The following is an 18502-nucleotide window of genomic DNA, read 5'->3' on the forward strand; positions in this document are numbered from 1 at the left end:
TAAAGGCCGTCTGAAACATCTTTTCAGACGGCCTTTTGGTTTATTGGGCTTTGCCCTGATAGGTGATTTGTTTCAGCGTCTCTTCTTGGTACAAGTCGCTGATGGGGACGGTATAGAAGAATTCGTTGCTACGGACAAAGCGGTTGACCAAGTCTTTGTCGAGATGGAGGACGTGGTGTCGCAGTTTATTTAAACCTTTGAATATCATGGTGCTCCAACGCATATAGCCGTCTGAATTAGGACGGATGTCGTTCATGGCGTCAAGGGCGAGAAGTTTGCGGTTTTGCTCTTCTTTATCCAAAGGATGGGAATAGATGCTTTGGAAGTAAAACGGTTGCTCGAAGGATGGTGGCAGGCTAAGGGAAGACCCTACTTTGCCGATAGGGAAGTCGTCGCTCAGATAATGTATGGTGTGCAAAAACAGATTGCCGCGACGGTAATCGATTTTGCGCAGGGCTTCGATGGCGGCCAGCGCAGTATGTTGATGGTCGGGATGCGCATCAATATTGGGGGACGGTGTCACGATAACATCCGGCTGGAACGTTTCTATCAGATAGCTAAGGTTGTCCACCAAGCTGTTCCAAGTCGAGCCGGGCTTGAGGTGCTTCGCCAATGAGGAGGTGTTCGCACGGCGGAAAATATCGACATCGGTCGTATCGATTTTGGTCGATTTAATCTCTTTTTCCGGATTTTGACGCATGGCGGTCAAAGTGCTGTCGAAGTAGCCCAGTTGCAGGATGTTTTCAGACGGCACACCGGCCAAAAGGGGAACGGTCAGGCTGTTCCAAACGCGCATCCGGCCTTTTTGCAGATATTGTGCCTGGGTGTCGCAGTCGCATGTGCTGTAAAGATTGCCATAGTGGAAGCTGCCGCCTTCGCTGGCGGTTAAAGTGCAGATCATTGAATTGGCGGCGTGTTTTTCGTACAAACCGTATGCGCTTAATTCGGCATCGTCAGCATGAGGTGCGAGGACAAGGATTTTTTTGCGGTCGAGGTTTTCGCGCGGATAAACGGAAAGTTCGATTTCTTGATCGGCCAAAGTCAGGTATTTGCCTTCCAAACGGACGGTTTTGTCGCTGTCGGAGAAGGTGTCGCTCAGATTGATATAGCGCACGCCTTTTGCACCGTATTCGAAATATTGCTTCCATTTTCCTTTGGACGAAATGGTTTCGATAAAAGGCAAGAACAGCAGTCCCATCCAGTTGGACTTGATACGGATTTTGGCAATGACGGTATCCCGTCCGCTGACAGTGGCGGGCAAGGTTAGGCTGCCGCCTTTGAGGGTTGCATGCGCGGTAGAGGGGAGGGAGGGATAGTTATAGTCTTGGTGTGTGTTATAGGCAAACTGTTTTTTGTGAATAATTGAAGTAATAATAAACAATAAAATAAAAAAAGTCAGTATCAGCCCCGTTAGTATCAGAAACATTGTTTGGTTCCTTTATTGTTGTAACAGTCATGATAGTGCTTGTGGAGCTTATTTGTTTGTTTTTCTTACAAACGGTTGTTTTTTATACTCTAACGTCATTAAAGTGAACGTTTAAAATAAAACAGTTTATGAGTTGATTATATATAAACGACTAAAATACAGAAAGGCCGTCTGAAAAGTTTGAAAGAAATTTCAAAAATTTCAGACGGCCTTGATATTTTAAAGGTTAAGCCGATAAATTATGCTTCTTTTGTTTCAACTGCTTTCTGACGCAGACGCAGGCTTAGCTCGCGAAGTTGTTTGTCGTCGACCACATTAGGTGCATTGGTCAGCAGACATTGTGCACGTTGTGTTTTCGGGAAGGCAATCACGTCGCGGATAGATTCAGCACCGGTCATCAGGGTAACCAGACGGTCGAGGCCGAATGCAAGGCCGCCGTGAGGAGGTGCACCGAATTTCAGGTTGTCCAAGAGGAAGCCGAATTTCTCTTGTTGCTCTTCAGGGCTGATTTTCAGCGCGGCAAACACTTTCTCTTGTACGTCTGCACGGTGGATACGGATAGAGCCGCCGCCGATTTCCCAGCCGTTCAATACCATGTCGTAGGCACGGGCCAGGCAGTTTGCAGGATCGGAAACCATCAGGTCTTCATGACCTTCTTTAGGCGCGGTGAACGGATGGTGTACGGCTACGTAGCGGTCGGCTTCTTCGTCGTATTCGAACATTGGGAAATCGACAACCCACAAAGGTTTCCATTCGTCTACGAAGTAGCCGCTGTCTTTGCCGTGTTCTAAACCGATTTTGATACGCAGCGCGCCGATGGCTTCGTTCACGACTTTGGCTTTGTCTGCGCCAAAGAAGATGATATCGCCGTTTTGCGCGCCGGTACGCTCGATGATTTCTTTCAGGGCGTTTTCAGACAGGAATTTGACGATTGGAGATTGCAGGCCGCTGTCTTCGCCGTTGGAGAGGTTGCTCACATCGTTTACTTTGATGTATGCCAGACCTTTCGCGCCGTAGATGCCGACAAATTTAGTGTATTCGTCGATTTCTTTGCGGCTGAATTTTGCGCCGTTCGGTACACGCAGAGCGACCACGCGGCCGCCTTTCATGTCGGCGGCACCACGGAAGACTTTGAATTCTTCTGTTTTCATCAGGTCGGTCAACTCGGTGAATTTCAAGTTGATGCGCATATCCGGTTTGTCAGAGCCGTAGTAGAACATGGCTTCAGAGTAAGGCATGCGTGGGAAGTCGCCCAAATCTACGTTCAAAGCATCTTTGAAGACTTGTTTGGCCATGCCTTCGGTGATGTCCATGATTTCATCCTCGTTCAAGAACGAGGTTTCCAAGTCGATTTGGGTAAATTCAGGTTGACGGTCGGCACGCAAATCTTCGTCACGGAAACATTTGGTGATTTGGTAGTAACGGTCGAAACCGGCAACCATCAACAGTTGTTTAAACAATTGTGGAGATTGCGGCAGAGCGAAGAATTCGCCCGGATGAACGCGGCTTGGTACGAGGTAGTCGCGTGCGCCTTCTGGAGTGGAGCGGGTCAGCATCGGTGTTTCAATGTCGATGAAGCCTTGCGCGTCCAAGTAGCGGCGAACGCCCATAGCGACTTGGTAACGCAGGCGCAGGTTGCGTTGCATGGTAGGACGGCGCAAGTCGATAACGCGGTTGGTCAGGCGAACGTTTTCGCTGATGTTTTCATCGTCGATTTGGAACGGAGGCGTAGCGGCAGCGTTCAAGACTTCGATTTCTTTGGCAAGGATTTCGATTTTGCCGGAAATCATTTTGTCGTTGGTTGTACCTTCAGGACGGTTGCGTACGCGGCCGGTAATGCTCAAAACGTATTCGTTGCGGGAAGAGTCGGCAGCGGCAAATGCTTCCGGAGTGTCAGGGTCGATAACGACTTGAACGATGCCTTCGCGGTCGCGCAGGTCAATAAAAATCACACCGCCGTGGTCGCGTCGGCGGTGTACCCAGCCTTTGACGGTAACGGTTTGGTCTAAGTATTGCTCGCTGATAAGGCCGCAATAGTTGGTACGCATATTATTTCCTTGTTTATATATTGAAGTGTTTAATTTATAACTAAGAAATTGGTAATTATGGTGTCCAACCAATTTCTGTAATTTGAATCACATTTTTAATTTTTTTAAAGCCTACTTCCATTCCTGAGTTTTCGGCTTCGGGATAAGTCTGTGCTACAAACACATGATTCTTATTTTTCCAATTAATATTAATTTCTACTTCATTTCTAGAAGTTTTATATCGACGATTTTTATTTGGAAGAACGTTTGGGGCCTCGCCTAGATTTTGAGTTAGATTGCGATATTCTTGATAAGCTTCATTTATAGATGAGCCATGATAAGTACAATTCCTTTTCCAACCCTCTGTTACATTAATGGGTATGATTTTTTTGCATGAAAGCTCCCCTGATGAAAATGCTAGTGAGCTATATGTAGCTAGAAAAATAATAGATAGTATTTCCCGTTTCATGATTATCCCTGTGAGTAAAATGTGAGGAGATTTATTTACGGATTAGTGCTGTGGTAATGATATTGGCATGGTTGTGTGAGTCATTCTCTTTGCCTTGTGTAACCATGCTTAAAGTATTTCCTAAATATCTTTGAAATTAAATATGCAGGGGGCTATTCCAGTTACTGCGCAGTTCTCCGCTTTATAATAACTACGTTTCCAAAAAATCGCAAAATTACTATTACATTCAATCATATTTAGATACTTCTAGTAAGTTCGCAGTCTGTGTAGGTTGTCAGTCATCATGAATTAGTAAGTGCGAGCTTTGTGGTAATTCCTTAGTGGTTATATTTTTTGGGATAGGCTAAATATTATGATTAATGTATATTTATGCATTATTCTGTTGTTAAGAATTTGATTAATAAGTGCTATAAACTATCAGTTTTTTTATCTTGGATGGTTTTAATTTGTATTTCATCCGGCATCACCATGCCCAGTGAAATCACATATTTCAATGCCTGATCCACACTCATGTCCAGCTCGCGAACGTCGCTTTTTTTAACCATGATGTAATAGCCGCCGGTCGGGTTGGGCGTGGTTGGGACGTAAACGGAAATATAGTCGTCGTCTTGCGGCAGGCTGCCTTTGAGTTTGTCGGGGATATGGCCGGAAACAAAGGCTATCGTCCAAATGCCCGGTTGCGGAAAGGGAACCAGTACGGGGGTTTTGAACGAGCGGCTGCTGTCGGAGAGCAGGGATTCGGAAACTTTTTTAACGCTGGAGTAGATGGATTTGACGACGGGAATCCGACCCAAAAGGCTGTCCCATGCGCCGAGAATCCGTCTGCCCAATACGTTGGCGGCGAATACACCGGTAACGAACAAGACGACTGTGGCGGCGACGATGCCCAAGCCGGGAATGTTGAACCCCCAGAAATGCTGGGGCTGCCAGCTTTCCGGTAATAGGTTGATCAGTTTGTCGGCGGCGGAGATGATATAGCTCATCGCCCAGATGGTTACGGCAATCGGCAACCAAACCAGCACGCCTGTAATTAGGTATTTCTTTAAAGCCTTGGCGATTTTTCCGCTTTCGGCTGCGGCTTCTGTCATCTTTGTTTCATTCCGGCAAGTTTTGCCCAAACTTTGCATTATACGCGTTTGGACGCTAGGAAACGAGTATTTTAAACGAATGGCTTGTTTTGTTTCATTGTTTCAGATGGCTGCCTTGATTGCAAAGGCCGTCTGAAACAATATGAGGAGAATCAGATACCGTCCCAGTCGTTGAACATCAGGCCGAAGCCGATGCCGTTTTGTTTGTGGTTGTAATCAATCAGGCTTTCGCCGTAGCCGTGGAAGCCGCGGACAACGCCTTTGAGTTTGCCTTTGATGGGGAAAGTATAGGCCGCTTCAACGGCACCGCGTCCGCTTTTCGGGTTGTAACGCAGGACGGAATAAACATTTTGTTTGTCATTGAAGCGGTATTGGACTTTCAAGTCGCCGTAGCCCATGTATTTGTTGATGTCAGGATTGTCGTCGTCCTCTCCTTTTTGGTCGAAGGCGCGCATCCAAACTCTAGGAATAACGGTCAGCTTGCCCCATTCCATGCCGGCCATGGCATAAACGCGGTTCCATGATCGCGATTCCGGGCGGCTTTGACCGTTGGACTGGTGAACAAAACCTGCGCCGACCATGCGCAGTTTGCCGCCGAAAGGCAGGTCTGCTTTAACGGGTTGGGTAATGAAGATTTCGGGCTCGTAGTCGGTATTGCGGAACGGAGCGGATTTGCGGCCTTGGTTGAAGATTTGCCAGTCGGATTTTTGGGTGTAGCCAAACCATACGTCGGCACGGGTTTTGAATAAATCTTCGGCAATCTTGCTTTTGAAGGAAACCTGCATTTTAGTTTCGAGACGTTTTTGCTCGCTGAATTTTTCCTGTGTGGTTACGCCGCGGCTGGGGGATTCCGGGTAATAGTTGGGGCTGCTGTTGTACCAAACGGGCATGAGGTACATAGGGTTGTGCTCGCGTACGCTCAATAGGCCGCGTGTGTCGTTTTTATCCAAATCGTACATCAGGCTTAGAGGCGTGTAGCTGTCGGCAGTTTCGCTTAATACGTCGTCTGAAATATTCGGATGGGTAGGGTTGTCGAATACAATGGCCGCTTCTTTTTTCTCAATGCTCTTGCGCACGCTTTTTTCGAGGTCAACCGGTGTTTTGGCGGTTTCGGTTTGCGCTTGCGGCAGTGGGGATTGAGGGGGGAGTTGTGCCGAGTAGATGTTGTCGTAACACGCCAAACGGGTGGCGTTGTCTTGAATGGTGGTGCAGTGTAGGGCGGTATCGGCGGCGGCCAGCGGGGCTGCGGCAATGAATCCGATACTTAGGGAATGTTTCAACATCTTGTTCATGAGAGTTTCCGTTGTTTTTCAGACGGCCTGATGAAAGGGTAAATGGTTTTGTTTAGTCGGTTTGGGCGGTGAATACGGCAATGCCCCTGAAAGGCAGGACCTCAGGGGCATCGTATCAGCTCGATTCATCCTGCTTTGGTTGTCAGGATTTTCGGCATTTGCGTCAGTATTAAGCCAAAGCTTTTACTTTAGCAGACAGACGGCTTTTGTGACGGGCTGCTTTGTTTTTGTGGAATACGCCTTTGTCAGCGATACGGTCGATGACTTTAACGGATTCTTGGTAAACTGCTTGAGCAGCAGCTTTGTCGCCGGCTTCAACTGCTTTCAACACTTTTTTCACAGCGGTACGGAATGCAGTACGCAGGCTGGCGTTGTGGGCGCGTTGTTTAACCGACTGGCGGGCACGTTTGCGGGCTTGTGCGCTGTTTGCCATATTGAATATCTCCTGAAAAATAAATTCTGTAAACGCGCAATTTTAAAGACAGATTTCCTTATATGCAAGCTTTTTCTCTATAAACGCGCGCAAATCAGCCGTATTTTGCCCAAAAACGACAGCCGGTGCAACGCTTTTGGGAAAAAGATGGTGTTGCTTTGCCTTATTTCAATAAAAATCAGATGGATATTGCTTTGCGTTTGCTTACGTTTCCATTACAATAGCCTAACTCTGCGCCGGGGTGTTTATGGGGTGCAGGGTTTCTTATTTTATTGACATTAACCACTCTTTCATCAGGAATCTGCCCGTATGAAAAAATCTGTATTAGCCGTATTGGCCGCATTGTCTTTGGCCGCGTGCGGCGGTGGCGAGAAAAAAGCCGAGCAACCTCAAGCAGGCAGTGCGCCTGCTGCCAATGCCGAGGCAGCCGCTACCGATACTTTGAATATCTACAACTGGTCAAACTACGTTGACGAAAGTACAGTCGAAGACTTCAAAAAAGCTAACAATTTGAAGCTGACTTACGATTTGTATGAAAACAACGAAACGCTGGAAGCCAAAATGCTGACCGGCAAATCCGGCTATGACTTGGTTGTGCCCGGTATTGCCTTCCTGCCGCGCCAAATTGAGGCGGGTGCATACCAAAAAATCAATAAGGACTTGATTCCGAACTACAAAAACATCGACCCTGAATTGCTGAAGATGTTGGAAACCGCCGATCCTGGCAATCAATACGCCGTCCCATATTTCTCAGGCGTGAATACGATTGCGATTACGGCGAAGGGCAAGGGGCTTTTGGGCGGAAAATTGCCTGAAAACGGCTGGGATTTGCTGTTCAAACCTGAATACACCAATAAGCTGAAATCTTGCGGCATCGCTTTGTGGGATACCCCGAGCGAAATGTTCCCAATCTTGTTGAACTACTTGGGTAAAGATCCTAAAGGCTCGAATCCTGAAGATTTGAAAGCGGCGGCGGAAGTGTTGAAGTCTATCCGTCCTGATGTAAAACGTTTCAGCCCTTCCATCATTGACGAATTGGCACGCGGCGACATCTGCTTGGCGGCAGGTAATGGCGGCGACTTGAACTTGGCCAAAGCGCGTTCTGAAGAAGTGAAAAATAATGTTGGCATTGAAGTGTTGACGCCGAAAGGCATGGGCTTCTGGATTGAATCTTGGTTGATTCCGGCCGATGCGAAAAACATTGTTAATGCCCACAAATACATCAACTACACACTTGATCCCGAAGTGGCTGCGAAAAACGGTATCGCCGTAACCTTCGCACCTGCCAGCAAACCTGCACGCGAAAAAATGCCTGCAGAGCTGGTGAACACTCGTTCTATTTTCCCGAACGAACAAGACATGAAAGACGGTTTCGTCATGCCTCAAATGAGCGCAGATGCGAAAAAGCTGTCTGTCAACTTATGGCAAAAAATCAAAGTTGGTTCAAATTAATTTTGATCTGATTGTTTGAAGCAAAGCAAAGGCCGTCTGAAATTTTTCAGACGGCCTTTTTGATCTTCCAATCTTTATCGTTTTAAAGCCAAAGTCAATACGCCTGCGGTTACCAAGCCCAAGCCTATCCATTCCTGCGTGCTCGGGCGTTCGTCTAAGAAAACGACGGCCATCAAGGCGACTAAAACCAGGCTGAATTTGTCGACGGGTGCGACTTGTGAGGCATTGCCCAGTTGCAGGGCTTTGAAGTAGGCGAGCCAAGATGCGCCGGTAGCGAGGCCGGATAGGATGAGGAATGTCCAGTTGCGGCCGGTAAAGCTGTTCACGCCCTGCCATTTGCCGGTGTAGGTTAAAAACAATACCAAAGCGGCGAGGATGACTAAGGTGCGGATAAAGGTGGCGAAATCTGAATCTATGCCCTGTAAACCCATTTTGGCGAAAATGGCGGTCAATGAGGCAAAGCCCGCCGATGCCAATGCCCAAAACAGCCATGCGTTGCTACTCATATTTTATTCCTTTGTTTCAAATTGTTGACAATATGAATCCGCTTGTTAATGAAATATCGAAATTTTCACTGCGGTTTGTCTTTGGAAAACGCTATAATAGAACGAATATTCTTTTTCTTCCAGCCGTCTTTATTGTATTGTTTCAGACGGCTTCCCTCACTCAATAAAGGAAAATCATGAGCTTCAAAACCGATGCTGAAATTGCCCAGTCTTCCACCATGCGCCCAATTGGTGAAATTGCCGCCAAGCTGGGTTTGAACGTTGACAACATTGAGCCCTATGGTCATTACAAAGCCAAAATCAATCCTGCCGAGGCATTCAAGCTGCCGGAAAAACAAGGCCGTCTGATTTTGGTTACCGCCATTAATCCGACTCCTGCGGGTGAGGGTAAAACCACTGTAACCATCGGTTTGGCGGACGCATTGCGCCACATCGGCAAAGACTCGGTTATTGCCCTGCGCGAGCCTTCTTTGGGTCCGGTGTTTGGTGTTAAAGGTGGTGCGGCAGGCGGCGGCTATGCCCAAGTTTTGCCGATGGAAGACATCAACCTGCACTTTACCGGCGACTTCCACGCCATCGGTGCGGCGAATAACCTGCTCGCCGCCATGCTCGATAACCATATCTACCAAGGCAACGAGTTGAACATCGATCCGAAACGTGTGCTGTGGCGTCGCGTGGTCGATATGAACGACCGTCAGTTGCGCAACATCATCGACGGCATGGGTAAACCTGTTGACGGCGTGATGCGTCCTGACGGTTTCGACATTACCGTTGCCTCCGAAGTGATGGCGGTATTCTGTCTTGCCAAAGACATCAGCGATTTGAAAGAGCGTTTGGGCAACATCCTTGTCGCCTATGCCAAAGACGGCAGCCCTGTTTACGCCAAAGATTTGAAAGCGAATGGCGCGATGGCGGCATTGCTCAAAGATGCGATTAAGCCTAACTTGGTGCAAACCATCGAAGGCACTCCGGCCTTTGTACACGGCGGCCCGTTCGCCAACATCGCCCACGGCTGTAACTCTGTAACGGCCACCCGTTTGGCGAAACACCTTGCCGATTATGCCGTAACCGAAGCAGGCTTCGGCGCGGATTTGGGCGCGGAAAAATTCTGCGACATCAAATGCCGTCTGGCGGATTTGAAACCTGATGCGGCTGTTGTCGTGGCCACTGTCCGCGCTTTGAAATACAACGGCGGCGTGGAGCGTGCCAACCTCGGCGAAGAAAACCTTGAAGCCTTAGCAAAAGGCCTGCCTAATCTGCTGAAACACATTTCCAACCTGAAAAACGTATTCGGCCTGCCTGTGGTGGTTGCCATCAACCGCTTCGTGTCCGACTCCGATGCCGAGTTGGCCATGATTGAAAAAGCCTGTGCGGAACATAGTGTTGAAGTTTCTTTGACCGAAGTATGGGGCAAAGGCGGCGCGGGTGGCGCAGACTTGGCGCACAAAGTTGTCAACGCCATCGAAAATCAACCGAATAACTTCGGCTTTGCCTACGATGTTGAGTTGAGCATTAAAGACAAAATCCGTGCGATTGCCCAAAAAGTGTACGGCGCGGAAGATGTCGATTTCAGCGCGGAAGCGTCTGCCGAAATCGCTTCACTGGAAAAACTGGGCTTGGACAAAATGCCGGTCTGCATGGCGAAAACCCAATATTCTTTGAGCGACAACGCCAAACTCTTGGGCTGCCCTGAAGGCTTCCGCATTACCGTGCGCGGCATTACCGTTTCTTCCGGTGCGGGCTTCATTGTTGCGTTGTGCGGCAATATGATGAAGATGCCGGGTCTGCCGAAAGTTCCAGCTGCCGAGAAAATCGATGTGGATGCAGACGGCGTGATTCATGGCTTGTTCTGATTTAGATTGATTTTGAAATAGATAAAGGCCGTCTGAAACGAGGTTTCAGACGGCCTTTTATAATTTAAGTGAATTTCAACCGGCTTTTTAAGAAATTGAAGAAATTGTCTATCATGTCGAACATCGTATTGCGGTCTTCGCCAAACAAAGAAATGCTGCGGTCCTTACTGATTCTGTCATACGCGGCAAAAATGGTTTTCAGCTCTTCGGTGGTCAAGCGCAGTTGCTTTTCGTACAAGATGCGGCTTAAGAGCGTTACTTCCGTCGCGTTCAAATCAGGGAAGAGATGACTGATCCACAACTCCATGGTGTATTGGACGGATCTGTTGATTTTGTCTCTTTTTTTGCTTTCTTGATTTGTGTGTATCCTGTATGACAACAAAGACTCGGGCAGGTTGGCAAAGGTTTTGCCATGTAGGGCGCATTGTACCCACATATGGAAATCGGGAGCGGTTTCTGTCGCGGTGTAGTTTATCCCAAGGTTTTTAATGCTATCGTGCCGCCACATGGTGGTGGGGTTGAACATGTTTTGGGCGGCAAAGGAGAGAAAGGCTTTAATGTCTTTGTCGAGCAGGGGGAGGTCGCTTAAAACGGGTTCTCTTCCGGTTTGGTCGTCGAAAAAGATGGTGGCTTGGCTGCCGACAATATCGATTTCGGGATGGCTGTCTAAAAACTGAATCTGTTTTTCAAAACGATCCAAGGCGCAAATATCGTCTGCGTCCATTCGTGCCACATATTCGACCTTTACGTCTTTGAGCATATCCATGGCAAATTGGCAGGCAAACGGCTCGCCCCTGTTTTCCGGAAGGTGGAAAACCTGCAAACGTGAATCTTTAGTTGCGTAAGCCTCGAGGATTTCGCCGGTTTTGTCTGTTGAAGCATCGTTGATGGCGATGACGAAAAAGTCACGGAATGTTTGATTCAATACCGAATCCAAGCATTCGGGCAAATAAGCTTCGGCACAATAGGCCGGCAAAATAACGGCGAGTTTCATGTTTGCTTTCGATGTGTTTTGATGTGTAGTCGGTGGAAGATTTTACTATAAATTTCCCCAAAGCTAAGGCCGTCTGAAACCTTATTTTCAAGTTTTCAGACGGCCTTAGTGTGAATCCGATCTACGGATTATTTAACGATTTGGTTCAATTCGCCTTTGGCGTATTTGGTTGCCATTTTTTCCAAAGAAATCGGTTTGATTTTGTCGGCTTGGCCTTCGCAACCGAATGCGAGGTAGCGGTCAAGACAGATTTGTTTCATGGCTTCGACGGTTTTGCTCAAGTATTTGCGCGGGTCGAATTCGGATGGGTTTTCTGCCATGAAGCGGCGGATGGCACCGGTAGAGGCGAGGCGCAAGTCGGTATCGATGTTGACTTTGCGGACACCGTGTTTGATGCCTTCGACGATTTCTTCTACGGGTACGCCGTAGGTTTCACCGATTTTGCCGCCGTGTTCGTTGATGACTTTCAGCCATTCTTGCGGAACGGAGCTGGAACCGTGCATCACGATGTGGGTGTTGGGCAGGGCTTGGTGGATTTCTTTGATGCGGTCGATACGCAATACGTCGCCTGTGGGCGGACGGGTGAATTTGTATGCACCGTGGCTGGTACCGACGGCAATAGCCAATGCGTCAACGCCGGTATCTTTAACGAAACGTACGGCATCTTCGACGCTGGTCAGCATTTGGTCGTGGGAAAGTTTGCCCACTGCGCCGACGCCGTCTTCTTCGCCGGCTTCTCCGGTTTCGAGGTTGCCCAATACGCCGATTTCGCCTTCGACGGACACGCCGCAAGCGTGGGAGAAGTTGACCACGGTACGGGTGGCGTTGACGTTGTATTCGTAAGAAGAAGGGGTTTTGCCGTCTTCCATCAGCGAGCCGTCCATCATCACAGAGGAGAAGCCCAGTTGGATGGAGCGTTGGCACACATCAGGAGATGCGCCGTGGTCTTGGTGCATTACGACAGGGATGTGCGGGAATTCTTCAACTGCGGCCAAAATCAGATGGCGCAGGAATGGGGCACCTGCGTATTTGCGTGCGCCTGCGGATGCTTGAACGATAACGGGGGCGTTGACTTGGTCGGCCGCCTCCATGATGGCGCGCATCTGTTCGAGGTTGTTAACGTTGAATGCGGGCAGACCGTAGCTGTTTTCGGCAGCATGGTCCAATAATTGGCGCATGGATACGAGTGCCATGAGAAGCTCCTGAAGTAGTGAAGGGTAAATTTATCCGATAAATTATAATGTTTTTTGAAATGAAAAACTACAAGCTGCTACATTGTTTTTATATATTAACGAACAGGGTCTCGGTTTATAATGGCGTGGTATTGAAAACGGGTGTGCAAAATGGATAGGATTTCGGTGGCCGAGTGTGATAAGCCTTTGTTTCAGACGGCCTTGACGGTGCAGGTGGGCGATGTGAACTATGGCGGCCATTTGGCGAACGATGCTGTGTTGCGTTTGTGCCATGAAGTGCGGATGCGTTGGTTGGCGAAGCTGGGTTGGAGCGAAATGGATGCTGGAGGGGCAGGCCTGATTATGGCGGATGCGGCGGTGCAGTATTTGGCGCAAGGTCATCATGGCGATGAGCTGTCGGTGGAAATGGGGGCGGCGGGTGTGGCCGGAGTGGGCTTTTCTTTGCTGTACCGTATCCGCAGGATTTCAGATGGCCTTGTGCTGGCGAAAGTGCAGACAGGTATGGTGTGTTTCGATTATGGCAAGCAGCGTGTCTGTCGTCTGCCTTCGGCCTTGAAAGTAGCATTGGAGGCCGTCTGAAATGGCGGAATCAAACAATTTTGCGTTTCATCTTGAACGCTATCTGAAAACCTTGCTGCAACAAGGCAAGTCGGAGCATACCGTTTCCGCTTATCGGCGCGATTTGAGTGAGTTGATGCTCCTGTTGCCCGATAATCTTGAAAACGGCCTGCCGACGCGCCGTGATTTTGTGGCGGTATTGAAAAAGCTGTCGCAAAAGGGCTTAAGCGAAAGTAGCTTGGCGCGGAAATTGTCGGTGTGGCGGCAGTATTGCAGTTGGCTGGTACAGATAGAAGTCATGGAAAGTGATCCGACATTTAATATGAAAGCGCCGCGCCTGCCCGAACGCCTGCCCAAAGCGCTGCCGCAAGAACCTTTAAACCATATCCTTGACCATGCGCCAGTTGATGACGAGTTGGACGTGCGCGATAAGGCCATGTTTGAATTGATGTATGGCAGCGGTTTGCGCCTGAGCGAGATACAAGGTTTGAATCTGGACGGTATTGTCTTGGACGAAGGCTGGGTCAGTGTGAAGGGTAAAGGGGGCAAGCAGCGGCAAGTGCCTTTGGTGGGCAAAAGCATTGCGGCATTGCGCGATTATTTGGCAGTGCGTATTGCCAAAGAGGGCGAGCAGGCCTTGTTCACAAATAAGAACGGTGGCAGGCTGGGGCAACGTCAAATCCAAAAACGCCTGCAGGCGTGGGCAGTGCGCGTGGGCAGCGCCAGCCATATCTCGCCGCACATGATGCGCCACAGCTATGCAACCCATCTTTTGCAGGCATCGGGCGATATCCGCGCCGTACAGGAATTGTTGGGTCACAGCAACCTTTCCGCTACGCAAGTTTATACAAAGCTGGACTTTGACCATTTGGCGCGCATTTATGATGAGGCGCACCCAAGGGCGAAACGGAAAAAATGATTTTGTTTGAATCAGGCCGTCTGAAAGAATGTTTTCAGACGGCCTGATGTTTTATGGATAAAAAATACAGATGATTTGAAACCATTTGAATTTTTATCGGTCTGATGAGGTTTCGATATTGGTTTAATGTGCGGATAGCATAAACACCGGAAGAATAGGCTGTTTTTCTTACCGCTTATCTTTTAAAACGACCTTTTGTTTGATAATATTAGTAATGAGAGCTAATATCATATTATGATATGCAGCCTTTAAAACAGCAGGTCTATAAACTTTCTCTATAAGCATTAATGCTTATTTTGACTGTAAAACGACTTGCAAACGGGAATTGTTGCTATTAACATAACGGAATTATGGATAAAAAACGAATTTTAACTCCAGCCGTCGTGACTTCCGTTGCGTTGATTCACGTCGGCTTGGTTGCACTTTTATGGCACGCGCACAAACCGCCTCCTGTCGAAATGGCGAATATTGAATTTGTCGATTTAGGCGATTTCGGCGGTGGCGACGGTAGTCCTGAGGGCGAAGGCGCACCTGCAGCCCCCGAGCCCACCCCAGAACAACCTAAACCCAAGCCGAAACCCAAACCTAAGCCTGTCGAGCCGCCCAAACCTGTTATCAAACCTGTGGTAACGAAAAAAGAAAAAGCGGATATCGTACAGCAAAAGGAAAAACCGAAACCTATCGAGAAACCTAAGCCCGAGCCTAAGCCGGAACCCAAACCTGAGCCGAAGCCCGAGCCAAAACCTGAACCAAAACCAGAGCCGAAGGCGGAACCTAAACCGTCTCCAAAAGCATCGGAATACTCAGGCAGCAAAACCGGGCCGAATACTGCTGAAAACGGTAAAGGCAACGGCGAAGGCAAAGCCTTGGGCGGAGAAGGTAAAGGTAACGGCGGCGGTACGAAAGGTACAGGCAGCGGCCGTGGCGAAGGCAGCGGATCCGGCAGCGGTGGTGCGAAAGGCGAACATGGCTCCGGTACCGGTGGCGGAGGTGGTGGCAGCGGTACAGGTGCCGGCAGCAGTAAAGGCAATCCTGCAAAAGGAACCTGCCATATTCCAAGACCTCCGTATCCTTCACTGTCCACTGAAAATGGTGAAGAGGGCTTGGTTGTTTTGAAAGTCTTGGTTGGTCCCGGCGGTAAAGTGGATTCAATTAGTGTGAATAAATCAAGTGGTTATAGTCGTCTGGATAATGCAGCGCGTAAAGCCGTTAAAGATGGTAGCTGTCATGCAAGCGTTTGGACTGAATTTAAAGTACCTGTCAAATTCACGCTCGAATAAGTATCTAGGCCTAAGCTGATTGATTAGAAATATATGCTGTTGGGAAATTTTTAAATGACCCGATAGAAATTTTAATTTTATTTTTAACTTGGAAAAATTATGGATTTAAGTTTAGTTTTCAAATCAGGTGATGTGGTACTGATTGGTGTATTTGTCCTGATGTTGTTGATGAGCGTGGTAACATGGAGCGTTATCGTGATCCGCTGCATCAAATACCGTAAAGCGAAAAAAGGCAATGCTCAGGTAAAAGAGCTGATGCTGAATGCGTTTACGCTGGCTGACGCCGTACAAAAAGCCAAAGCGGTAGAAGCACCGATGAGCAATGTTGCCGATGAGTCTCTGCGCGCATACCAAAACTACCGTCAAACGACAAGCAAATCGCTGATTGACGAATTGCCTTTGAACGAATACTTGGTCGTTCACATCCGCAACAGCATGTCCCAAACCATGCGTCAGTTCGACTACGGCATGACCGCGTTGGCCTCCATCGGCGCAACCGCTCCGTTTATCGGCCTGTTGGGTACTGTTTGGGGTATTTACCATGCCCTGATCGGCATCAGCGAAAGCGGTCAAATGAGCATTGCTGCGGTAGCCGGTCCGATTGGTGAGGCTTTGGTATCGACTGCTGTCGGCCTGTTTGTGGCGATTCCGGCCGTATTGGCGTACAACTTCCTCAATCGCGGTACGAAAACCATCGCGCAAGATATGGACGCATTTGCACATGACCTGCATGTCCGCCTTCTGAACCAAAAGGATTAAACCATGGCTTTCGGATCAATGAATTCCGGCGATGATGCGCCGATGTCGGATATCAACGTTACACCTTTGGTGGACGTGATGCTGGTGTTGCTGATTGTATTTATGATTACCATGCCGGTGCTGACCCACTCGATTCCTTTGGAGTTGCCGACTGCTTCGGAAAAAGCGGCGAAAGAGGATAAGCAGCAGCCTAAAGATCCTTTGCGGTTGAGCATTGATGCCAGTGGTGCTTATGTCGTTGGCGGCGATTCAGATACCAAAGTGGATTTGGCAACGGTAACTGCCAAGCTGAAAGAAGCCAAAGCGAAAAACGAAGATGTGATTGTGGCGATTGCGGCGGATAAAGCGGTTGAATACGATTATGTCAACCAAGCCCTGCAAGCGGCGCGCGAAGCCGGTATCAGCAAAATTGGTTTTGTAACGGAAACCAAAGCGCAGTAATCTTTTGAACACGGTAAAGGCCGTCTGAAATTTGAGTAAAGTTTCAGACGGCCTTTTGTTGTATTTGGTAACTATATGTCCAGGCTGTATAATTAGCGGATTAAATTGAATAATGACAATACAGGAACCACTATGACAGAAACCATCGAACGCGACAGTATGCAATACGATGTCGTGATTGTCGGCGCAGGCCCGTCGGGTTTGTCTGCCGCCATCAAACTCAAGCAGCTTGCCGAAAAGAATGGACGCGAAATCAGCGTTTGTGTGGTGGAGAAGGGTTCAGAGGCCGGTGCGCACTCGCTTGCCGGTGCCATCATCGATCCGATTTCTTTGAATGAGCTGATTCCTGATTGGAAAGAAAAAGGCGCGCCGCTGACGCGTACAGTGACGAAGGACAGGGTTTTGTTCCTGACCGAGAAAAAAGCCTTCAACTTGCCGGTTACCCCGAATTTCGACAACCATGCGAACTATATTGCCAGCTTGGGCGAAGTCGTGCGCTGGCTGGCGGAGCAGGCGGAAAATTTGGGCGTGGAAATCTATCCGGGCTTTGCCGCTGCCGAGGTGCTGTATCACGAAGACGGTTCGGTCAAAGGTATTGCGACCGGCAATATGGGCGTGGGCAAAGACGGCGAACCGACCGATTCATTTCAGCCCGGCATGGAGCTTTGGGCGCAACAAACCATATTTGCCGAAGGCTGTCGCGGCTCGCTTTCCAAGCAAGTCATCGAACGTTTCCAACTCGACCAAAACAGTGAGCCGCAAACTTACGGCTTGGGTATTAAAGAAATTTGGGAAGTGCAGTCTGAAAAACATCAGCCCGGTTTGGTCATGCACAGCGCAGGCTGGCCGTTGGACAGCAAAACCTACGGCGGTTCGTTTATTTATCATTTTGACGAAAACAAAGTCGCTGTCGGCTTTGTGGTCGGCTTGGATTATCAAAACCCTTATCTGTCGCCGTTTGAAGAGTTCCAACGTTTCAAAACCCATCCCGAAATCCGCAAAACCTTTGAAGGCGGCCGCCGTATTGCTTACGGCGCGCGTTCGCTGATTGAAGGCGGTTTGCAAAGCCTGCCGAAACTCTCGTTTAAAGGAGGCGTTTTGGTCGGCGATGCGGCTGGCTTCCTGAATATGCCGCGCATCAAAGGCATCCATACGGCCATGAAATCCGCCATGCTTGCCGCAGAAGCCGTATTTCCTTTGTTAGAAAACCTCGAAGAAGTGGAAAGCTTCGACAGCGGCAAAGAAGCGGCCGATTATCAGCAACGCTTTGAACAAAGCTGGCTGTATCAAGAGCTTTACGCCGCGCGCAATGTTCGTCCGTCATTCAAATGGGGCGTTTACCTCGGCTCAATCTATACCGGTATCGACCAAATGATTTTCAGAGGCAAAGCCCCGTGGACTTTGAAACATCACGGCAAAGACAACGAGCAGCTCAAAAAAGCAGCCGAATGCAAGCCGATTGATTATCCGAAGCCCGATGGCGTTTTGACCTTCGACCGTTTAAGCAGCGTTTTCCTTGCTAACCTTGCGCACGAAGAAAATCAGCCCGACCATTTGGTACTGAAAAATCCGCAGGTCATGATAGACGTAAACTACAAAGAATACGCCTCGCCCGAAACCCGCTATTGTCCGGCCGGCGTGTATGAAATCGTCGAAGAAAACGGCAGTCCGCGTCTGCAAATCAATGCCGCCAACTGCGTTCACTGCAAAACGTGCGACATCAAAGACCCGACGCAAAACATCACTTGGATTTGCCCTGAAGGCGCGAGCGGACCGAATTACGGCGGAATGTAATTTATTGTTTTGAAGTCA

General features: G+C 48.8%; 17 protein-coding genes. 8 read left to right on the top strand and 9 right to left on the bottom strand.

Annotation, left to right across the window (positions count from 1 at the left end):
* Positions 1–40 precede the first annotated feature (40 nt).
* The 6 genes from ACTHR2_RS04930 to rpsT form a co-directional block, all read right to left on the bottom strand.
* The gene (locus ACTHR2_RS04930) at positions 41–1426 is read right to left on the bottom strand and encodes a PIG-L deacetylase family protein (RefSeq protein ID WP_440375424.1); all 1386 of its coding nucleotides are present in this window, start codon (positions 1424–1426) and stop codon (positions 41–43) included.
* A 239-nt stretch (positions 1427–1665) separates the two neighbouring features.
* Complete coding sequence (gene aspS / locus ACTHR2_RS04935; protein WP_440375425.1) at positions 1666–3474, bottom strand: aspartate--tRNA ligase; 1809 nt, start codon at positions 3472–3474, stop codon at positions 1666–1668.
* A 55-nt stretch (positions 3475–3529) separates the two neighbouring features.
* Positions 3530–3922, bottom strand: coding sequence for a hypothetical protein (locus ACTHR2_RS04940; protein WP_049332338.1), 393 nt, complete (start codon positions 3920–3922; stop codon positions 3530–3532).
* 407 nt (positions 3923–4329) lie between these two features.
* Positions 4330–5010, bottom strand: a complete 681-nt coding sequence (locus ACTHR2_RS04945; RefSeq protein ID WP_070608526.1) for a DUF502 domain-containing protein — start codon at positions 5008–5010, stop codon at positions 4330–4332.
* 152 nt (positions 5011–5162) lie between these two features.
* Positions 5163–6302 carry a phospholipase A gene (locus ACTHR2_RS04950; RefSeq protein WP_003748393.1) on the bottom strand — a complete coding sequence of 380 codons (1140 nt, stop codon included), beginning with the start codon at positions 6300–6302 and terminating at the stop codon, positions 5163–5165.
* Between the two features lie 169 nt (positions 6303–6471).
* Complete coding sequence (gene rpsT, locus ACTHR2_RS04955) at positions 6472–6735, bottom strand: 30S ribosomal protein S20 (RefSeq protein WP_002212556.1); 264 nt, start codon at positions 6733–6735, stop codon at positions 6472–6474.
* Between the two features lie 309 nt (positions 6736–7044).
* On the opposite strand from rpsT, the gene ACTHR2_RS04960 reads away from it, so the two are divergent.
* A complete protein-coding gene (locus ACTHR2_RS04960; RefSeq protein WP_440375426.1) occupies positions 7045–8187 on the top strand; it encodes an extracellular solute-binding protein in 1143 nt (380 codons plus the stop codon).
* Between the two features lie 74 nt (positions 8188–8261).
* Here the strand turns inward: ACTHR2_RS04960 and ACTHR2_RS04965 are convergent, their stop codons facing one another.
* A complete protein-coding gene (locus ACTHR2_RS04965; RefSeq protein ID WP_263340542.1) occupies positions 8262–8693 on the bottom strand; it encodes an EamA family transporter in 432 nt (143 codons plus the stop codon).
* A gap of 176 nt (positions 8694–8869) precedes the next feature.
* Here ACTHR2_RS04965 and ACTHR2_RS04970 point away from each other — a divergent pair, with 176 nt between their 5' ends.
* A complete protein-coding gene (locus ACTHR2_RS04970; protein ID WP_263340544.1) occupies positions 8870–10546 on the top strand; it encodes a formate--tetrahydrofolate ligase in 1677 nt (558 codons plus the stop codon).
* Positions 10547–10610: 64 nt separating this feature from the next.
* Here the strand turns inward: ACTHR2_RS04970 and ACTHR2_RS04975 are convergent, their stop codons facing one another.
* Complete coding sequence (locus tag ACTHR2_RS04975) at positions 10611–11540, bottom strand: glycosyltransferase family 2 protein (RefSeq protein ID WP_107857931.1); 930 nt, start codon at positions 11538–11540, stop codon at positions 10611–10613.
* Between the two features lie 128 nt (positions 11541–11668).
* Positions 11669–12733 (bottom strand): class II fructose-bisphosphate aldolase, encoded by a 1065-nt coding sequence (gene fba / locus ACTHR2_RS04980; RefSeq protein ID WP_003686828.1) that lies wholly within the window; start codon positions 12731–12733, stop codon positions 11669–11671.
* A 150-nt stretch (positions 12734–12883) separates the two neighbouring features.
* Between fba and ACTHR2_RS04985 the strand changes: the two genes are divergently transcribed.
* The 6 genes from ACTHR2_RS04985 (at position 12884) to ACTHR2_RS05010 (ending at position 18484) form a co-directional block, all read left to right on the top strand.
* A complete protein-coding gene (locus tag ACTHR2_RS04985) occupies positions 12884–13312 on the top strand; it encodes an acyl-CoA thioesterase (RefSeq protein ID WP_263340549.1) in 429 nt (142 codons plus the stop codon).
* Between the two features lies 1 nt (position 13313).
* Entirely contained in the window at positions 13314–14210 is an 897-nt protein-coding gene (locus tag ACTHR2_RS04990) for a tyrosine recombinase XerC (protein ID WP_440375427.1), read from the top strand.
* A 350-nt stretch (positions 14211–14560) separates the two neighbouring features.
* Complete coding sequence (locus tag ACTHR2_RS04995) at positions 14561–15490, top strand: energy transducer TonB (protein WP_070588025.1); 930 nt, start codon at positions 14561–14563, stop codon at positions 15488–15490.
* Between the two features lie 99 nt (positions 15491–15589).
* Positions 15590–16249 carry a MotA/TolQ/ExbB proton channel family protein gene (locus ACTHR2_RS05000; protein WP_049332314.1) on the top strand — a complete coding sequence of 220 codons (660 nt, stop codon included), beginning with the start codon at positions 15590–15592 and terminating at the stop codon, positions 16247–16249.
* A 3-nt stretch (positions 16250–16252) separates the two neighbouring features.
* Positions 16253–16690, top strand: coding sequence for an ExbD/TolR family protein (locus ACTHR2_RS05005; protein WP_003686804.1), 438 nt, complete (start codon positions 16253–16255; stop codon positions 16688–16690).
* 132 nt (positions 16691–16822) lie between these two features.
* Positions 16823–18484: an electron transfer flavoprotein-ubiquinone oxidoreductase gene (locus ACTHR2_RS05010; RefSeq protein WP_440375428.1), complete on the top strand. Its 1662-nt coding sequence runs from the start codon at positions 16823–16825 to the stop codon at positions 18482–18484.
* Positions 18485–18502: the final 18 nt, after the last annotated feature.

This window comes from Neisseria sp. P0006.S004, from assembly GCF_051963015.1.
GTDB lineage: Bacteria > Pseudomonadota > Gammaproteobacteria > Burkholderiales > Neisseriaceae > Neisseria.